This is a genomic window from Leptonema illini DSM 21528 (assembly GCF_000243335.1).
Lineage (GTDB): Bacteria > Spirochaetota > Leptospiria > Leptospirales > Leptonemataceae > Leptonema > Leptonema illini.
In genome coordinates this window covers 1,554,560-1,570,929 of sequence record NZ_JH597773.1, presented here as the reverse complement: position 1 = coordinate 1,570,929, position 16,370 = coordinate 1,554,560, and the positions used below count along the sequence as shown (strand labels likewise).

The following is a 16,370-nucleotide window of genomic DNA, read 5'->3' as shown; positions in this document are numbered from 1 at the left end:
CCACAGAGAGGAACATTCGATGTCAGATAAAAAAACAACATCTAAAGGTAAGATCACGCAGGTGATCGGATCGGTTCTCGACATTTCTTTCGAGACAGATCGTATGCCCGAAATCTTCGAGGCGCTGGAAATGGACGTGGATCGCTTCGGTAAAAAAGAGAAGCTGATCGCCGAAGTACAGCAGCACCTGGGCGGACAGCGTGTACGCGCCGTAGCCCTTTCCTCTGCTGATGGTCTTGTGCGCGGCCAGGAGGTCGTCGCACTCGGATCTCCGATCTCCGTACCTGTCGGTGAAGCCACACTGGGACGTATCTTTAACGTTCTTGGCGAAGTCGTCGACGAAGGTCCTGCCGTAACGGTAAAAGAGCGTATGCCCATTCACCGTGAAGCTCCGGCCATGGTGGACCTCGAACCGAAGACTGAGATCTTCGAAACGGGCATCAAGGTCATCGACCTTATCGCTCCCTATACGAAAGGCGGTAAAACCGGTCTTTTTGGTGGTGCGGGCGTCGGTAAAACCGTCGTTATTATGGAGCTGATTAACAACCTTGCGAAAGAGCACGGTGGTTATTCGGTATTCGCCGGTGTGGGCGAGCGTACCCGTGAAGGGAACGACCTCTGGCTCGAAATGAAAGAGTCGGGCGTTATCGCAAAAACCGTTCTTTGCTACGGCCAGATGAACGAGCCGCCGGGAGCCCGTCTGCGTATCGCTCTGTCGGCTCTTACGATGGCCGAGTATCTGCGTGATAACATGGGCGTCGACTGTCTGCTCTTCGTCGATAACATCTTCCGTTTCTCGCAGGCTGGATCTGAAGTATCGGCTCTTCTTGGCCGTATGCCTTCTGCCGTAGGTTATCAGCCTACACTGGCAACCGAGATGGGCGAGCTTCAGGAGCGTATTACCTCAACGAAGAAAGGATCGGTTACGTCGGTTCAGGCCATTTACGTTCCTGCTGACGACCTTACCGACCCGGCTCCGGCGACGGCGTTTATTCACCTTGATGCGACGACGGTTCTTTCTCGAGCCATCTCTGAGAAGGGCATTTATCCGGCCGTTGACCCGCTTGATTCGTCCTCTCGCGCACTGCAGCCCGGCATCATCGGCGAAGATCATTACAACGTCGCCCGTGAAGTTCAGCGTGTTCTGCAGCGTTACAAGGATTTACAGGATATTATCGCCATTCTCGGTATGGACGAGCTTTCTGAAGACGATAAGATCCTTGTCGGACGTGCCCGTAAGATCGAGAAGTTCCTGTCTCAGCCGTTCCACGTTGCCGAGCAGTTTACCGGTCGTCCCGGTATCTATGTGAAACTTTCCGATACGATTCGTTCGTTCAAAGAGATCCTGTCGGGTAACTATGACCACCTGCCCGAGCAGGCCTTCTACATGACGGGAACGATTGAAAACGTCATCGAGAACGCAAGAGCTCTGGGCGCCAACGTCTGAGGAGGCTTAGATGTCGAAGCAACTCGAAATCAGCGTGGTAACGCCGTACCGATCGATGTTTGAGGGCGTAGCCGATTCCGTACAGATTCCGTTGTTTGACGGACTGGCCGGAATCCAGCCCGGACACGCGACGATGTTTGCCCGCCTTGGACCCGGTAAGCTTACCGTGCATCAGGGAAGCGAGAGAAAGATCCTGTTTGTGGATGGCGGCTTCCTCGAAGTCGCCGGTAACAGGGTTACGGTTCTTGCGCATAACGCTCTGGCGCCCGAGGAGATCAAGGCCTCCGACGCCGAAAAAGAGCGCGATGCGCTGCTTGCTCGCAAGACGGCCGGCGACGAAGAGATCGAGGAGCGGCTTGAAAAGCTGCGGTCGGTTAGAGCGAAGCTATCTCTTGTGAAATAAGAACGGTGGAAGCCGTTACGAGAAAAGGACGGGAGACCGTCCTTTTCTCTTTTTCAAGCCCGTACATCACGCCCGCCAGCAACGATCTGCCTCTACCCGAATGATTCTTTTTCCCCTTTTTGAAAAAGAAGCGATGGATTCACGGCTTCTGCCGTCCGAAAATAAGTATGAATCCGGGTATTTATGGACTCCAAAGAGAAAACGTCATCATCTGATATCGCCGATGATCTCGACCTTGAGCCGCTCAATCTTGATTTTGAGCTGCCGCCAATCGAGGACTCTGATCTCGTCGGCCTGGAGTCGGGGTCGGATTTCCCCTCGGATTTTCCTTCTCTCGATAGCGATTTTGGCGATCTGTCCACGCTCGATATGCAAGAGGGCGAGTCGCAATCGGGCGAACCATCGTACAGCGTAGAAGACGCCTTTGATGCGGGCGGTTTTCCGATGTCCGAATCGAGCAACGAGTTCGGATCTGAGCTGGCCTCAAATGACCTTTCCTCTGATGACCTTTCCTCTGAAGGGCTTTCCTCCGGTGACTTTGCCTCTGATGAAGAGGAAGAGCCGGTCACGCTGACTGCCGATGAATTGAGCGATATCGTCGGCGCCGATCTTGAAATGGAGACGGAGCTTTCGGATTTTGGCGGCACCGAGATGAATCTCGGCTCATCGACCGATGACGATCTTGAACTCGGCGCCATGCCTGAATCGGATAATGCCTCTTACGGCGATCTCGAAGAACTCGATCTTGAGATGCCCGAGGATTCGATACAATCCGACGACCTTGTCCTGCCCGATGACCTTGATATGGATCTTGCCGACATTTCGGAGCAGGGCTTTGCCGCCGACACCGCTGAGATTGAAAGTGGACTTCCCGAAATCGACGGATCTTTTGATTTTGAACCGCCTGCCGATCTCGCCGAAGACCTCTCTGTTAACCTTTCTGAATCTGACGATGAAGATGTGGCTCTTTCTGAAGACGAGCTCGATAACATCCTTGGCGACGTAGATCAGGGCCTTGCGGAGCCTGCGGACGAGGAACATGCGATGCGCGACGAGATGGCGCACGATATGGAAGACGTCGATCCGCTTGAATTCTCGGACGAAGAGCTGCAACGCGAGGTGCTGGGCGACGAAGTGCAGATGCCGCAGCTTTCCATTCTGGATTCTGATGATGACGAAAGCATTACGCTTACCGCCGACGAGCTTTCCAATATCGTCTCGGACGACCTGGCCATCAGCCCTTCTCCTTTTGGCTCCGATGAAGAGGTCCTGACCGACGATATCGATGAGATGGAGGCCGTTCAGGAGTTTGAAGGCTTTGACGAATCGGGCTCTGAAAGCGAAGAACTCACAGAGCCCTCTTTCGGTTCTGACCTTGAAGAGGCCGCTCAACCTTCCTTTTTTCAGGAAGAGGAAGAGGGTCCGGTCGCTCTGACCGATGACGAGCTTGCCGATATTCTTGAAGGCACTGCAATCGAAGAAACGGCAATCGATCAAGGTGCGCTTGAAGGGGAGCCCGAAGTCGCCCTGCACGAAGAGCCTCGTTCCGAACGAATGGCCGACGAGTTATCGCTTGAAACGGGCGTGAAGCGCGAAGAACTGAAAAAGGTCATCGGATACCTCGATGATCTGCTCGGCCAGTTGCCCGAAGAGACGGTGCGCGAGTTCAGCCGCTCCGAATATTTCAATCTTTATAAAAAAGTGATCGAAGAGCTGGGCGTATTCAAGTAATACAGGAGCGAAGATGGGTCTCCTGGATAAAGCAACAAAGGTCCAGAGCGCTGCGCCGACATCGAGTTCGCAAGCCGCGTCCGTATCGCCACCACCCCGTACCGGCCTGCTTCAGCGTGCCGAGCGGCTGAGAGAAGCAGCGCAGAAGGGCGGTCTCTTTGAACGGGCTCGACGACTGCGCGAAGAGTCCATCGGGCGCGGGCTTTTTCAGCGTGCACAGAAACTGCGCGACTCCGAAGGACCCTCGTTTTCTCTGGATAGCGACGAAATTTCATCGGTCGATGATTTCCAGGATCTTCCCGAATCCCCTGAATTCGGCGCCCTTCCCGAGCCGGCCCCTGAAATCGATGCAGGAACGGCCGAGGCGCTGCTCTTTGATGAAGACCAGGGCACGGCCGAAAGTCCGGACGCAGACCTGTTCGAGGATGAAAGCGTTCAAGACGAAGATCTCGAAGACGAAAGTATCACTCTGACCGCCGAAGAGCTGGCCGACCTTCAGGGTCCTCTCTCTTCAGCTGATTCGACGATAGAGGAAGATCAGTTAGAGCATGGTGAACAGTTAAGCGATGAGCTTCCGGATTTTCCGGACTTCACTTTTGATGATCGGAGCTCTGAGGAAAATGATCCGGCGCTTCTGGATGATACCCACGAGGCGGACCCATTTGAACAATGGGAGCAGGAGGCGGCTCGAGAGGCTGAATCGAAAAGCCGGGAACTGACAGGCGAACAGGAACGGCGTCTTTTCGAAGACGAAGAGATCATGACGACGCCCGTCGAGACGCATATCGGATCTCAGAAACGCATTGATAACTATCTCTCTCTCTTTGAATTGAACCGTGAGCTGCATTCCATCGACGATGCCGAGGAGTTCTGGGATACGGCGCTTTATTCCATTCTCGGTCAGATCGGAGCGCGCACGGTCGTCATCTTTGCCGGTATGCACGATCGGGAGGGCATACTTTATCCCGTCGCTCACAGCGGCGTGATTCCTGCCGACGACTGGAATCTCAAGGGCGGCGACGAGATCTACGACGCTCTTGCCGCCTCAGATGAGATTCGTTATGCGGGTGAGTTCTTAAAAGAAACGACGGGCATCGGTGATCTGGAGCGCGATATGCTCGAGAAAACGAAGGCCTCTGTTTTGATGCCGCTTCGTCAGGGAAAGGAGCTACAGGGAATTGTCGTGATCGGTCCTCCGCTTGATCGCGCCGACTACATCATCGACGATCTTGAGTATCTGCGCTTGCTGGGCAGCAGCCTTATAGGCCCTCTCGAACGCATTAAGAACATCAGAAAGCATAAAGAGGAAACCGAGAACCTGACGCGTCAGAATCTCATGCATCGCGCCCTTGCCGATCTTACGGCGTCTCTTCAAACGAAGAAAGCGGTCGATGAAATCTACGATCTGATTCTTGACTATTTCAAGAAGGTACTGGCCGTCGACTCTCTTTCGCTTGTGTTGCTCGATCCGACGGAGCAGGCATACCGAATATTTGCCGGCAGTCGTATCAGCCCGGAAAGCCTCAAACGATTCTCGTTACCCGTCTCGGGCTCGGAGCTTGTGGGCACGATCTCCAATCTCTCGGGTGTGTATAACCTTGTCGACTTCCGCACACACCCCGAGATCGTCGCGGCGTATTCGGGAGACGATCTCGCTCTGATGCAGCACTACTGGATTTTACCGCTGATCAACCTGAACTGGCTTGTCGGTTTTATCACCGTCCATCACACGGAGCGAGCCTGGAGCGATGAAGAACGCGAGATCGCGCTGATCGCCTGTGCGCAGCTGGCGCCCGTTCTCGCCAACTGTCTGATTTTACAGGAGCGAGAGACGCTTTTTCGAGATCCGTTCAGTCCTCTGGAGAAGCGTCTGGAACGTGAGGTGCAGAAGGCGCTTGAATTCCATTCTTTTCTTTCTATCGTCGATTTCCGCGTGCGGAATCTGAAGAAGATACTCGGCGCCAACTCCATGTCGGCCATGACCGACTATTTTCAGTCGCTTTCCCGCACCCTTTCGAGAAGCCTTCATCAGAGCGATTATTTAAGCCGGATGGGGGCCGGACGCTACGTGCTGCTTCTTCCAGGACGGGGAAAGACGGAGGCGGGCATTTTCGCCGATCGTTTGCAGATGGAACTGAAACAGGCCAGCCTGCTTCGCAGTTCGGCCGTCGCTCCGGCATATTCCTTCGAAGTGATCAATTTTCCTGACGATGGCGATTCGCTGCAGAAACTGATTGCCCTTCTGGACCGCTGATCGAAGAGTTGCCTTATCCCTCTTTATAATCGGAGATTTGCATGAGTTCTCTGTCGCGTCTTTTCAAATACACAATTGTCCTTTTTTTATTCCAGTCCCTCTTTGCCTGCGTTTCAGGAACAAAAACCGAGGAAACGACAGGCGATGATAAGGCAAAACCCGAGGTTCAGGGCTTTGTTGAAGATCAGCCGGCCGAACCTGCCTCTGACGATGATCTCTTTTTCCAGAAGCCGGCCGTATCCGGTGAACTGTATCGTGTTCTCATAACGGGAACAAATTATAGCGTGCGCCAGTACGGTCAGACGTCGTCGATTCAAAGGCCCTCAGATTCTCGAGGCGATAAAGAGCAGTTGAAGTCGTATCAGGAAATCCACGATGAGATCGATTTTCGCGACTGGGAAATCGAAGGAGTTCTTGATGTTCGTCTCAACCCGCATACGGGGCAGATCGAACAGCTGCAGTACGTTCCAGGGCATAACCCGCGCACCTATCAGGCGGCCAAACTCTTTCAAGAAGACCTGACCCGATTCCGCTTCAAGTTCCCGCAAGGGGTGATCCAGCCCATCCGCTTCAACGTTCGTTTTCGCTGGGTGATTAAACGCCGTCCTGGCCTGAGCGATGAAGAGGCGAAACTCAAGGCCATTCAGTATCTGAAATCGCAGAAGCAGTAAAACTCAGGAATGTTCGCTTTCTCCCTGCTCATCACGCCGCTTGCTCTCGACATCACGCTCGTCGTGCTCGGAGCGGTGGGCGTGATGGTGCTTCTGGGCTTCTTCTATCATTTTATACTGTATCCCGCCTTCAAGGTCATGGCCGATACAAGCTCTCCTCCGCCTGCTCTTGGCGAGAGCAAAGAACTTATTCTGAAAAATGGGCGGCATCTGCGCTACCGTCTTGGCCTTGTCGATTCGGACTGGAAGCTGCGCATGAAGGGAATCGTTGAAGATCATCTTGTCTTTGATTTCAGAAAAGACCGGACGCTCGAAGAATACGAGATCGAGCTCATTCCCTCCGGTCCGGTGCTCTACAGGCCTCCGCATGAACAGCACCTGCAGCGCATGAAGGGCAGGGATCGCATCGAAAGCCGGGAGCTGATCGGCCATCCGGCGCTTTTCAGACTTGTGGCCGCCATGCAAGGCGAGCGGCCCGTTCATTATATCGAATTCGAGCTTTCGACGCGGTTTTTCATCGACAATGCCGGCGATGAGCGCATGAAATTTATCGTTGAACTCAAGCGCATCCATCCGGGAATTGATCTCAAAAGCCGGAGCAAGCGCGGAGTGTACAATTTCGGTCGCGGTCCCGGCGACGCCGCACCACACGAAGAATAATCCTCTATGTCTCAGTCACAACCGTTTCACACCGAACTTCGCTGCATGGATTGCAGCTCCGTTTATCCGATTGATGCCGTCTTATTTCGCTGCCCTTCTTGCGACGGACTACTCGACGTCCATCATGACGTCAATCCGCTCAAGGCAATTCCGGCCACGGAATGGAAGCAGCGCTTTGAACAGCGATTCCGTACCGGACAGCATCCGTATAACTCCGGCGTGTGGGGCAAGAAGGAATGGGTGCTACCGGGCATCAAAGACGAGAACATCGTTTCCCTTGGCGAAGGCGCCACCCCGCTTGTTCCCGTTCCCGGCCTTGCCGGTCCGCTTGGACTGGCCGAGCTCTGGATCAAACAATGTGGCATCTCACATACGGGATCGTTCAAAGATCTCGGTATGACGGTACTTGTCAGTCATGTGAATGATCTGATCAAGGCCGGCAAACCCATCCGCGCCGTCGCCTGCGCCTCGACCGGCGATACAAGCGCCGCTCTGGCCGCCTATGGAGCCTGGGCCGGCATTCCCGTGATCATCTTTCTGCCCGAGGGCAAGATCTCGACGGCACAGCTTGTGCAGCCGCTTGCAAGCGGTGCAACCGTGATTCAGCTGAATACGGACTTTGACGGCTGTATGGAGGTTGTGCGCGACGTAACGGCCGATCCATCGGCGGGCATCTATCTGGCGAATTCGATGAATCCGCTGCGCATCGAAGGCCAGAAGACCGTCGGCATCGAGGTGATCCAGCAGCTGGCATGGCAGGTGCCCGACTGGATCGTCATCCCCGGAGGAAACCTCGGTAACGTATCGGCGCTGGGAGCAGGCTTTGAGCTTCTTCTTGAGATGGGGCTTATTTCAAAGGCTCCGCGCATCTGTGTTGCCCAGGCCGCTCATGCGAATCCGCTCTATCAGAGCTTTCAAACGTCTTACAGAGAATACCGACCCGTAAAGGCGCAGAAGACGCTTGCCTCAGCCATTCAAATCGGAGCGCCTGTGAGTTATCGCCGGGCTGTCCGGGCTCTGGAGCGTTTCGGAGGCGTGGTCGAGCAGGCCAGCGAAGAAGAGCTGGCAAACGCCGCGGCGCGAGGCGACAGGGCGGGGCTTTTCAATGATCCGCATACGGGTGTCGCCCTTGCCTGCACCGAGAAACTCATCGCCGCCGGAACGATCGAAAAGGGTCAGAAGGTCGTCGTCATCTCAACGGCGCACGGGCTGAAGTTCTCGGAATTCAAAACAGGCTATCATAATCGATCGCTTGACGGGGTTCGCTCGGATTACGCGAATCAGCCGATCTCATGCGAGCCCGACGTCGATGCGGTGAAGAGAATCCTTGACGGCATTCACGGTTCTGTCTGAGAGTAGAGGGCAGCGATGAGTCTGATCGATTCCCTGCCCGAGCTTCAACAGAGATTCGAAACCGAGTGCATAACGGGCGCTTCGTTAACCGATGAGCTTGAAGAACGTATCGAGAGCTTTCTGTTTTCGTCCGTCGACGGCTCTGTGGCCGGTCCGCTGCAGACGGTGGTGCGCGAGCTCGTGCAGAATTCCATCAAGGCCAATCTGAAACGCCTGGTCTTTTTTCGAAACGACATCAATCCCCTGCGTCCGGGCGACTACGGACGCGGTATGGAACAGTTCCATCGCAGCCTTGCAGACTACGATCGCTATTACTTCGCCTCGGAATTCAATCGCGAGAACATCAGGTTTGAGATGATCTTTTCCATTCATCGCCGGGTTAGCGTGCTGCATATCAGCAATCCGGGGCGGCTTTTCAGGCAGGAGGATGAACGCATCCGGCGTAAATTCCTGGCCTCGGAAAAGGTTCAGGGGTTGTATCAGTTTTATCTCAATTATAGCGATATGGCGGAGGGCTCGGGAATGGGCATTGCCCTCGCTCATATTCTACTGAAACAGCTTGGCCTTGATCCGCGCCTTCTGTCGATTTTTACCGAAGAACGACTTGATCTCACCGTCTCCAGGTTGATCATTCCACGCAGTTCGGACTACCGGTCGCCGCGACAGCGCTTCGAGAACCTCGTCAAAGAGCGCCAGTCCGATCCTCAGGTTCTGCGGGAACATCTTCGCATTGCAGGCATGCCCTTCCTCGATGAATGAACAGAATGCAAACAGGCAGTGAAAGGGCTTGCCTGCATGAGAAGAGTGCGTTACTCTTGAACTCAAAATGGACCGACTGAAAAAAACGCTGCTTGATGCCGAAGAAAGCCCCCAGGTCGACGATAAGGTCGTCGTCGTCGGTCTTTCCATCGCCACCTGTTTGAACAGAGCGGCGGAGTATTTCAACCGTGACCTGACGATGCTTGACTATGAGATTCTCGAACGAGGCAAGCGCTCTCTTTTTTCGAAATCGCCCTATCGGATCATGGTCAGCCTGCTGCCGGCCTCAAGCGCCTACGCCGATCTTGAAGAATTTTCGATGAAGATCGGCGCGGGCGATCGCCTGCTCAGCGACGAGCTGGAGCGCTTTGTGGAGCCGAAACACAGAGACGGGTCTGTCGCCGTGCGTATCTATCTTTCAGGGGTTTTTATTGTCGTACAGCCGGCAGTTGGCAACGGGCGACCGGCGACGGTCGAGGATTGCACGCGTCGACTGGAGCAGCGCGGCATCCAGAGCTACAACATGCGGCATATCGAGCAGGCCATAAAGGATCAGAGCGGCGAGATGATCAAGGTCGCCGAATTCCAGCCACGGCCCGAGCATGACTCGAACTGTCGTGTGGAAATCACTCCCGACGAGATGAAGGCCTACGTAACGATTACGGCGCCGAAGAAAGGCGGTCGAGACTTACAGGTCGGCGATATCGTCAGCGCTCTCAAGGCGCATGGCGTCGTGATCGGATTCAAAGAAGACGAGATTGCCGCCGCTCTCAATGAAGACCGCTATATGCAGGACATACTCGCCGCCGAGGGCGTTCCGGCGAAACATGGCCGCGATGCCTACATCGACTTCAAGGTGAAGGTGAAGCGCGAGATGGAGCTGCGCGAGGACGAACAGGGCAAGGTGGACTTCAAAGAGCTGCATCTTGTGGAGAACGTCGTCGTCGGCCAGATTCTCGCCGAAAAGATGCCCGCCGAAAAAGGAACGGCCGGAAAATCGCTGTTTAACCGGATACTGCCGGCCCGTGACGGCAAAGACGTGGATCTCAAGCCGGGCAAAAACACCATTCTCTCTCAGGATGGCATGAAGCTGTCGGCTGAAATCAACGGACAGGTCGTGCTTTCAGGCACCCGCCTTTCGGTCGAGCCCATCTACAGGGTGGCCGGCGACGTCGGTCCGAAAAGCGGTAACGTCATGTTCCTCGGCTCGGTGCATGTAGGCGGCAGCGTCCTCGATAACTACGAGGTCAAAGCGGCCGGCAACGTCGAAGTTCGTGGATCGGTACAGAAGGCGAAAATCGAAGGTGAGGGCGATATCATTATTCAGTCCGGTATTATGGGCCGCGACGAAGCCGTCGTCGAGTCGACCGGAGGGTCGGTGATCGCGAAGTTTATTCAGTCGGCGAAGATACTTGCCGCCCAGGATATCACCGTTCAAGAGTCGATTCTGCACAGCCACGTAGAAGCCGGGAACGAGATCGTCTGTTCGGGCCGTCGCGCACAGATCGTCGGCGGCGTGATTCGGGCGACGAAAGAGGTGCGCGCTCGCATTATCGGCTCGCAGGCCTACACGGCGACTCAGATCACCGTCGGCACCGATCCGCGCATCCTGCATCAATACGAGGATCTGACGCGCATGGTGACCGAGACCGACACCGAACTGAAAGAAAAGCAGAGGGAGAAGTCGACGCTTGAAACGCGCCAGAAGAACGACCCCGAGACGTTTGGCGCCGAACAGGTGCGCCGCCTGAAAGAGGCGGCCGAGGCAATCGGAACTCTGACCGAGAAATCGAAGGAACTGAAGGCCGAGAAGGAAAAACTCGAAACGTATATGGAAGAGATGGCCTCTGAGGGGAAGGTCGTCGTCGAGAAAGAGATTTTCCCCGGCGTCATCATCAACATACGAAACGCCAGCTATGAAGTGACTGAAAGGTTAACCGGAGTCGTCTTCTCCTATCATGAAGGCCATATCAAGATCGGCAAACCCGATCGTCCGGGAGCGGGCAGGCGGCGATGAGACTGATCGACATGCAGGTATCCGTAAACGGCACCGCTCCTGGAGGTCAGCAGACCGCTCAGGCGCAGGCCCTTTATACGTATCGATTCCTGCATGACGTCGATCAGGCTCGAAAGACGAATCTGCAGCGTCAGGAATCGACGCAACCGGCGGTAGCTACGGCTGCCTCTGCCGCACTTTCAGATCAGGCTCCGTTGCGCGTTCGCTCTTACACGAATCGCGTGAAGCGCGAAGAGAAAGAGCCGGAGCGGCGATCTGAGCCCGGCGTTTATGGCGGCATGATGTGGAAGACGAAAAGCTCGCCTTCACCGCAGCATATCGATTTCTCGGCCTGAGCAGGTATACGCGTGGATTACGGCATACTCATCTTTCTCAACCTGATCTTTCTGGGATTCTTCTATTTCCTTTTTTCGATCCGCCTTGGAAAGGCCCTTGAAAAAACGAAGAAACAGGGGATTCCGCGCGAATTCTATGAAAACGTCGAGATGGTCGTACGTTATCTTGATACGACGCTCGAGAGTATAACGCAAAAGAATGAAGCGTTTTATCGCGTCGTAAGTCGAGCCGATGAGCTGAAAAAAGAGCTCGAAGCGCTTCTTGTGGAATACGAGAAGTCGTCAAAGCGCCGCAAAAAGCGACCCTCTTCAGAGATACAGGAGTCGCAGACCCCGCCTGAACTGACAGGGCCCGAACCCAGGGGGCCTCAAAAGCCTGCTGCACCGATGAGGCAGACTGATGATGTAAGAGCGGATCGGACCGTGGAGCGATTGTTACGTGATGCCGGTGAGGATCGCATCGAATGGTCCGGTGCGTCTAACCCTGGTGATCTGGCCGATCTGATCGGAGCAAAAAAGGATCGTTCGAATTCATCAGGGAAGAATCCGCAGCCGAAAGGGGGACCGGGCGCAGAGACGGTTTTCTCGGGCGTCGGTCGATTTGCACGACGAATACTTGGCCTGCCTGAATTGCCGTCACTGCCCGTCGATGAGCCTTACGTACAGGATAACACTTCGACAGAGCGACAGCGGACTGCGGAAGCTCAAGAGCCGACTCCTGAACAGCGGCTCAGCTTCGAAGAGGAATTGATGGGATACTCTCCGAAAACGCCGTATCCGGAGCGTGCTGCCCCCATCCCGCCACCGTTGCCCGAGGACTTTCGCGCAGAATCTACTCCACCGCCTCGTGCAGTTCAAAACCCGGCGACACCGGAGAGCGAAGAGACCCGAGCTACGTGGCTGTCAGACCTTAACGTACCCGATCTTTCTAACGTGAAAGAAAGGGCCACATTCGTCCGCACCCTGCTACAGAGGAACGTTCCTGTCGAAGAGATCGCCGCCTTTACGGGAATTCCCGTCGGTGAGATCGAATTTATCAGGAAAGTGATGGAAAACCAGGGCAGTCGTATAAACCGTGGAAGAGGCAGGTGATATGATCCCCTTTTCTGATATTCCCGACATGACGACCGTTCAATTCGATCGTTTCGCGAAACTGATCCATGAACGAGCCGGAATCCATCTTAAAGAACACAAGATAACGCTGCTTTCTAATCGCATCCGCAAGCGTCTGCGCACGCTGAACATGAAGGATTACGACGAGTATTATCAGTTCTTGCAGAACGATAAAGGAAATGAGATGGTTCATTTCCTTGAAGTGGTGACGACGAACGAGTCCTATTTCTGGCGCACGACGCAGAACTATGACGCTCTTAAAACGCACGTGCTGCCCGAAGTTCTCAAACAGTACCGGGGTCAGGAGTTGAAGCTCTGGTCGGCCGGCTGCTCGACGGGAGAGGAACCGTATAACCTTGCCATCGAGCTGATCGAATCGATGCGCAAGGTGGGATTCTTCAATTTTCGTATCGTCGCCACCGATATCTCGACTCGCGTGGTGCAGTTCGCCCAGGAAGGTCGTTATACGGGCCGCAAGATCGAGAAGATTCCTCCCGAGATTCTCAAGCGCTATTTCAAGCCTCTGACCGACGATCCCGAGGTCTTCGAGGTGCGGGACGATATAAAGAAAAAGATCGAGTTTCGCGTCGAGAACCTCTTTCAGTCGACGCCGTCAGGCATGCATGTCATCTTCTGCCGCAACGTAATGATCTATTTCAAGCGCGAAGAGCAGAAGGTGCTCGTCGATCGTTTCCACAGAGCGCTTCTTCCAGGCGGGTATCTTTTCATCGGTCATGCAGAAAGCCTTCAGATGCTGAATACGGATTTCAGGACGATCAGCACTCCGCTCGGAATTCTTTACAGAAAGGAAGGGTGAAAAATACTGGAAGGGCATGGACTCTGAGAGCGCCCGCATCGTAGTACTGTCCTCCGTTTCCGGAGGCGGCAAAAACACCGTTTTGCACCGATTGCTCGAACGAAACGATCGCCTGTATGCGGCCGTCACGGCGACAAGCCGTCGTCCGCGGGCAGGCGAGCAGGACGGCGTCCATTATCATTTCTTACCGCCTGAAGAATTTCGCAGGCGTGTGGAGCAGGGCGGCTTCATCGAACATGCAGAGGTGCACGGTAATCTCTACGGCGTTCCGGTGAGCGAGGTCGATCGAGCGCACAGCCTTGGCAAAACGCTCATTCTCAACATCGACGTGCAGGGCATGACGACGCTGAAAGAGCGCTACGGCTCGCGAATCGTCACTATCTTTCTTCTTCCGCCCGACGAAAAGACCTGGGAATCCCGCCTGCGCTACAGGGGAACGGAATCCGAAGAAGAGGTGCAGCTGCGCCTGCGCATCGGTCGCGACGAGCTTGCCCGGGCCGACGAATTCGATCATCGCATCATTAACGATAACCTTGATCATTGTGTGAACCAGGTCGAAGACATCCTGCGAAGCGAAGGAGCCATTTGAGCGAGATCGTTATACCGGTTCTGCTCGGCCCGACGGCGACGGGTAAGACCGCCCTTCTTGCGAAACTGGCCGAGCGTTATAATCTCGAAGTCCTGTCATGCGATTCGCGACAGATCTATCAGGGCATGCCCGTTGGAACGGCGCAGCCCGATCGTCAAACCCTCGAACAAATTCCGCATCATCTGGTCGGATTCCTGAGCCCTGCTTTGAGCTACAGCGCCGGGCAGTTTCGCAAGGCCTGCAACGAACTCATTCCCGAGATTCTAAAAAGAGGGCGAATCCCCGTTATCAGCGGCGGCACAGGCTTTTATTATCGTGCGCTGACCACCGAAATGATCGAGCTTGTCGACGACGAGGCGCTGCGTGCCTCCGTGCATGCGATGAGTCACGACGAGCGTCTTGCCCTGCTCGAAGCCAAGGACCCGCTCTCGCTCAGCGAGGCCGGGGCCGTGCCTGCCGCGGGGCGCGTACATCGTAACGACGTCTATCGCGTAGAGCGATCCCTTTATATTCTGCTACTCACCGACCGTCCTCTTCGATCGTTTTATGAATCCGGATTCAAGAAGCGCGGCGACCTTTCCTTTGCCGGAGTCTGGCTTGACCTTGAAGCCGAGGCCTGGAAGCAGAAGGTACGCGAACGAGCGTTGCAGATGCTCGAAGATGGGCTTGTGGACGAAGCGGTAGCCGTGCAGCGAGAATTTGGTGATTGTCCGGGATTGCGAACTCCAGGCTACGCAGAGGCGCTCCAGTTTGCCGCCGGCGACCTGAGCCGAAAGGACCTTGAAGAGCCCCTGATTCGCTCGCATCTTCAATATGGCCGTCGACAGAGGGTCTGGTTTCGACGTGAGGCCGAGCTTCTTCCCGCTCTGGGAAGAGACGAGGCGTTGCAGAACCTTGAAAAACTGATGGCTGCCGGAATTCGGAGTTGACGCACTCTGAATCGTCTGCGATTCTGTGGCAAAAAAAGCGGACCACACAAACAGATGAACGAAAAAAATAACATCCAGGATTTTGTCCTGAATTCCGCACGCAAAGAGAAAATCGAGCTCACTTTCTATTTAATGAACGGCGTGCCTTTAAAAGGCAAAGTCCAGAGCTTCGACAATTTCACCATCGTGATCGAAAATGACGGGAAGCAGAGTCTGATTTACAAACATGCGATTTCGACGATAATTATTCCGAAGCCGGTATCGCTGGAACGACCTGCCGATCCTGAATCCTGAAAGGAATGCTGCGACGCTGGATAATCCGGGCGCTGCCCTTCCTGTTTCTTGCTGCGATCCTTCTTCTTTCTTTCGTCAGAGCTGATGAGAACGAAGTACTGATCCTCGGCGATGCGGGGGGCGGTGCGCAGCGTATCGTTCTGCCGGGCGAGACTGCCTTTCTTCCGCAACGATGGCTGCCCGCAGGGCCGACGCTGAATCGGGTGTCGCTTCACAGCAGATATCTGCGAAGCAAGCAGCTCTATTTTCTTTCTCAGCATGAGATCCTCGGCCTGGATCAGAGCTTTGCCGTTCAGCTGACGCTGAACTATCGCTACCGCATTGACGCGCCTGCGCTTTCTGCTCTGCTTGCGCAGGCTGAAACGCCCGACGTCGAGGGTATCGGAGCATTGATCAAGCTTCGTCTTGACGACTTCTGGTTCACGGCCTTCCGGGATCGTCTGGGTGCCGATGACCAGCTCGATACACTGGAGCGAAGCGCCGAGCAGTACATTCGCGGTGAGCTCGTGACTGACCTGAATAAGACTCTCAGCGCCGATGGCATCGTCATTGAATCGGTACTCATCGAAGATATCGCCGTGCCCGATCCGGCGCGCTACAGAGCCGTTCTCGCAAACGGACAGCGGCTTGTCGACGATCGACTGAGACGGCTGAGTCAGATCGAAGAGGCTCGCGTTAAGCGCGCCGCCGATGAGATCCTGCTTTCAGGGAAACGCAAGCACCTCGCCGAGCTGGGGGAGCTGCTCGGTCGTTATCCTGATCTTCGCGAGTATATCGCCATCGACGGCCTCAACGACCGGGTGCAAGTATTCGTCATGCCCTATGATCGGTTTACGGGCGATAAGCGTTCCGGTTCGGGATTACTGCCGGGCGGCGATACGGGCCTGCATCGTTTCGATCAGGGAACGGATCCGTCGAACGGCGGCTTTCGCGATCTGACTCCGCCCTGATAACGGTTGCCGGGGCGTCACCCCTCCAAAAATCGGTCAGACCGGATA

Annotated in this window: 16 protein-coding genes; all 16 read left to right on the top strand. The window is 55.0% G+C overall.

The features are described from left to right. The first annotated feature begins 19 nt into the window (after nucleotides 1-19). The 16 genes from atpD to LEPIL_RS07105 all read left to right on the top strand — a co-directional run bounded on the left by atpD (nucleotide 20) and on the right by LEPIL_RS07105 (nucleotide 16,322). Entirely contained in the window at nucleotides 20-1,447 is a 1,428-nt protein-coding gene (atpD, locus tag LEPIL_RS07180; protein WP_002771341.1) for a F0F1 ATP synthase subunit beta, read from the top strand. A gap of 10 nt (nucleotides 1,448-1,457) precedes the next feature. Next, complete coding sequence (gene atpC / locus LEPIL_RS07175; RefSeq protein WP_002771338.1) at nucleotides 1,458-1,850, top strand: ATP synthase F1 subunit epsilon; 393 nt, start codon at nucleotides 1,458-1,460, stop codon at nucleotides 1,848-1,850. Between the two features lie 183 nt (nucleotides 1,851-2,033). Further along, nucleotides 2,034-3,581, top strand: a complete 1,548-nt coding sequence (locus tag LEPIL_RS07170) for a hypothetical protein (RefSeq protein ID WP_002771336.1) — start codon at nucleotides 2,034-2,036, stop codon at nucleotides 3,579-3,581. A 13-nt stretch (nucleotides 3,582-3,594) separates the two neighbouring features. Then, the gene (locus LEPIL_RS07165; protein ID WP_002771334.1) at nucleotides 3,595-5,835 is read left to right on the top strand and encodes a GAF domain-containing protein; all 2,241 of its coding nucleotides are present in this window, start codon (nucleotides 3,595-3,597) and stop codon (nucleotides 5,833-5,835) included. 41 nt (nucleotides 5,836-5,876) lie between these two features. Further along, complete coding sequence (locus tag LEPIL_RS07160; protein WP_002771332.1) at nucleotides 5,877-6,506, top strand: hypothetical protein; 630 nt, start codon at nucleotides 5,877-5,879, stop codon at nucleotides 6,504-6,506. Between the two features lie 9 nt (nucleotides 6,507-6,515). Further along, on the top strand, nucleotides 6,516-7,166 hold the full coding sequence (locus LEPIL_RS07155; RefSeq protein ID WP_002771331.1) for a hypothetical protein: 651 nt from the start codon (nucleotides 6,516-6,518) through the stop codon (nucleotides 7,164-7,166). A 6-nt stretch (nucleotides 7,167-7,172) separates the two neighbouring features. After that, nucleotides 7,173-8,519, top strand: a complete 1,347-nt coding sequence (gene thrC, locus LEPIL_RS07150) for a threonine synthase (RefSeq protein ID WP_040918414.1) — start codon at nucleotides 7,173-7,175, stop codon at nucleotides 8,517-8,519. Nucleotides 8,520-8,534: 15 nt separating this feature from the next. After that, nucleotides 8,535-9,278, top strand: coding sequence for a hypothetical protein (locus LEPIL_RS07145; RefSeq protein ID WP_002771329.1), 744 nt, complete (start codon nucleotides 8,535-8,537; stop codon nucleotides 9,276-9,278). 67 nt (nucleotides 9,279-9,345) lie between these two features. Continuing rightward, the gene (locus LEPIL_RS07140) at nucleotides 9,346-11,295 is read left to right on the top strand and encodes a flagellar assembly protein A (RefSeq protein WP_002771328.1); all 1,950 of its coding nucleotides are present in this window, start codon (nucleotides 9,346-9,348) and stop codon (nucleotides 11,293-11,295) included. Continuing rightward, nucleotides 11,292-11,630 (top strand): hypothetical protein, encoded by a 339-nt coding sequence (locus tag LEPIL_RS07135; RefSeq protein ID WP_002771327.1) that lies wholly within the window; start codon nucleotides 11,292-11,294, stop codon nucleotides 11,628-11,630. The genes LEPIL_RS07140 and LEPIL_RS07135 overlap by 4 nt, the downstream gene beginning before the upstream one ends. Nucleotides 11,631-11,642: 12 nt before the next feature. Next, the gene (locus LEPIL_RS07130) at nucleotides 11,643-12,722 is read left to right on the top strand and encodes a hypothetical protein (RefSeq protein ID WP_002771326.1); all 1,080 of its coding nucleotides are present in this window, start codon (nucleotides 11,643-11,645) and stop codon (nucleotides 12,720-12,722) included. Between the two features lies 1 nt (nucleotide 12,723). After that, nucleotides 12,724-13,560 (top strand): CheR family methyltransferase, encoded by an 837-nt coding sequence (locus tag LEPIL_RS07125; RefSeq protein WP_002771325.1) that lies wholly within the window; start codon nucleotides 12,724-12,726, stop codon nucleotides 13,558-13,560. 16 nt (nucleotides 13,561-13,576) lie between these two features. After that, on the top strand, nucleotides 13,577-14,149 hold the full coding sequence (gene gmk / locus LEPIL_RS07120) for a guanylate kinase (RefSeq protein WP_002771324.1): 573 nt from the start codon (nucleotides 13,577-13,579) through the stop codon (nucleotides 14,147-14,149). Continuing rightward, the gene (gene miaA / locus LEPIL_RS07115; protein WP_002771323.1) at nucleotides 14,146-15,078 is read left to right on the top strand and encodes a tRNA (adenosine(37)-N6)-dimethylallyltransferase MiaA; all 933 of its coding nucleotides are present in this window, start codon (nucleotides 14,146-14,148) and stop codon (nucleotides 15,076-15,078) included. Before gmk ends, miaA begins: the two co-directional genes overlap by 4 nt. Before the next feature lie 54 nt (nucleotides 15,079-15,132). Beyond that, nucleotides 15,133-15,372 carry an RNA chaperone Hfq gene (gene hfq, locus LEPIL_RS07110; RefSeq protein ID WP_002771322.1) on the top strand — a complete coding sequence of 80 codons (240 nt, stop codon included), beginning with the start codon at nucleotides 15,133-15,135 and terminating at the stop codon, nucleotides 15,370-15,372. A gap of 5 nt (nucleotides 15,373-15,377) precedes the next feature. Then, entirely contained in the window at nucleotides 15,378-16,322 is a 945-nt protein-coding gene (locus LEPIL_RS07105; RefSeq protein ID WP_002771321.1) for an SPFH domain-containing protein, read from the top strand. Nucleotides 16,323-16,370: the final 48 nt, after the last annotated feature.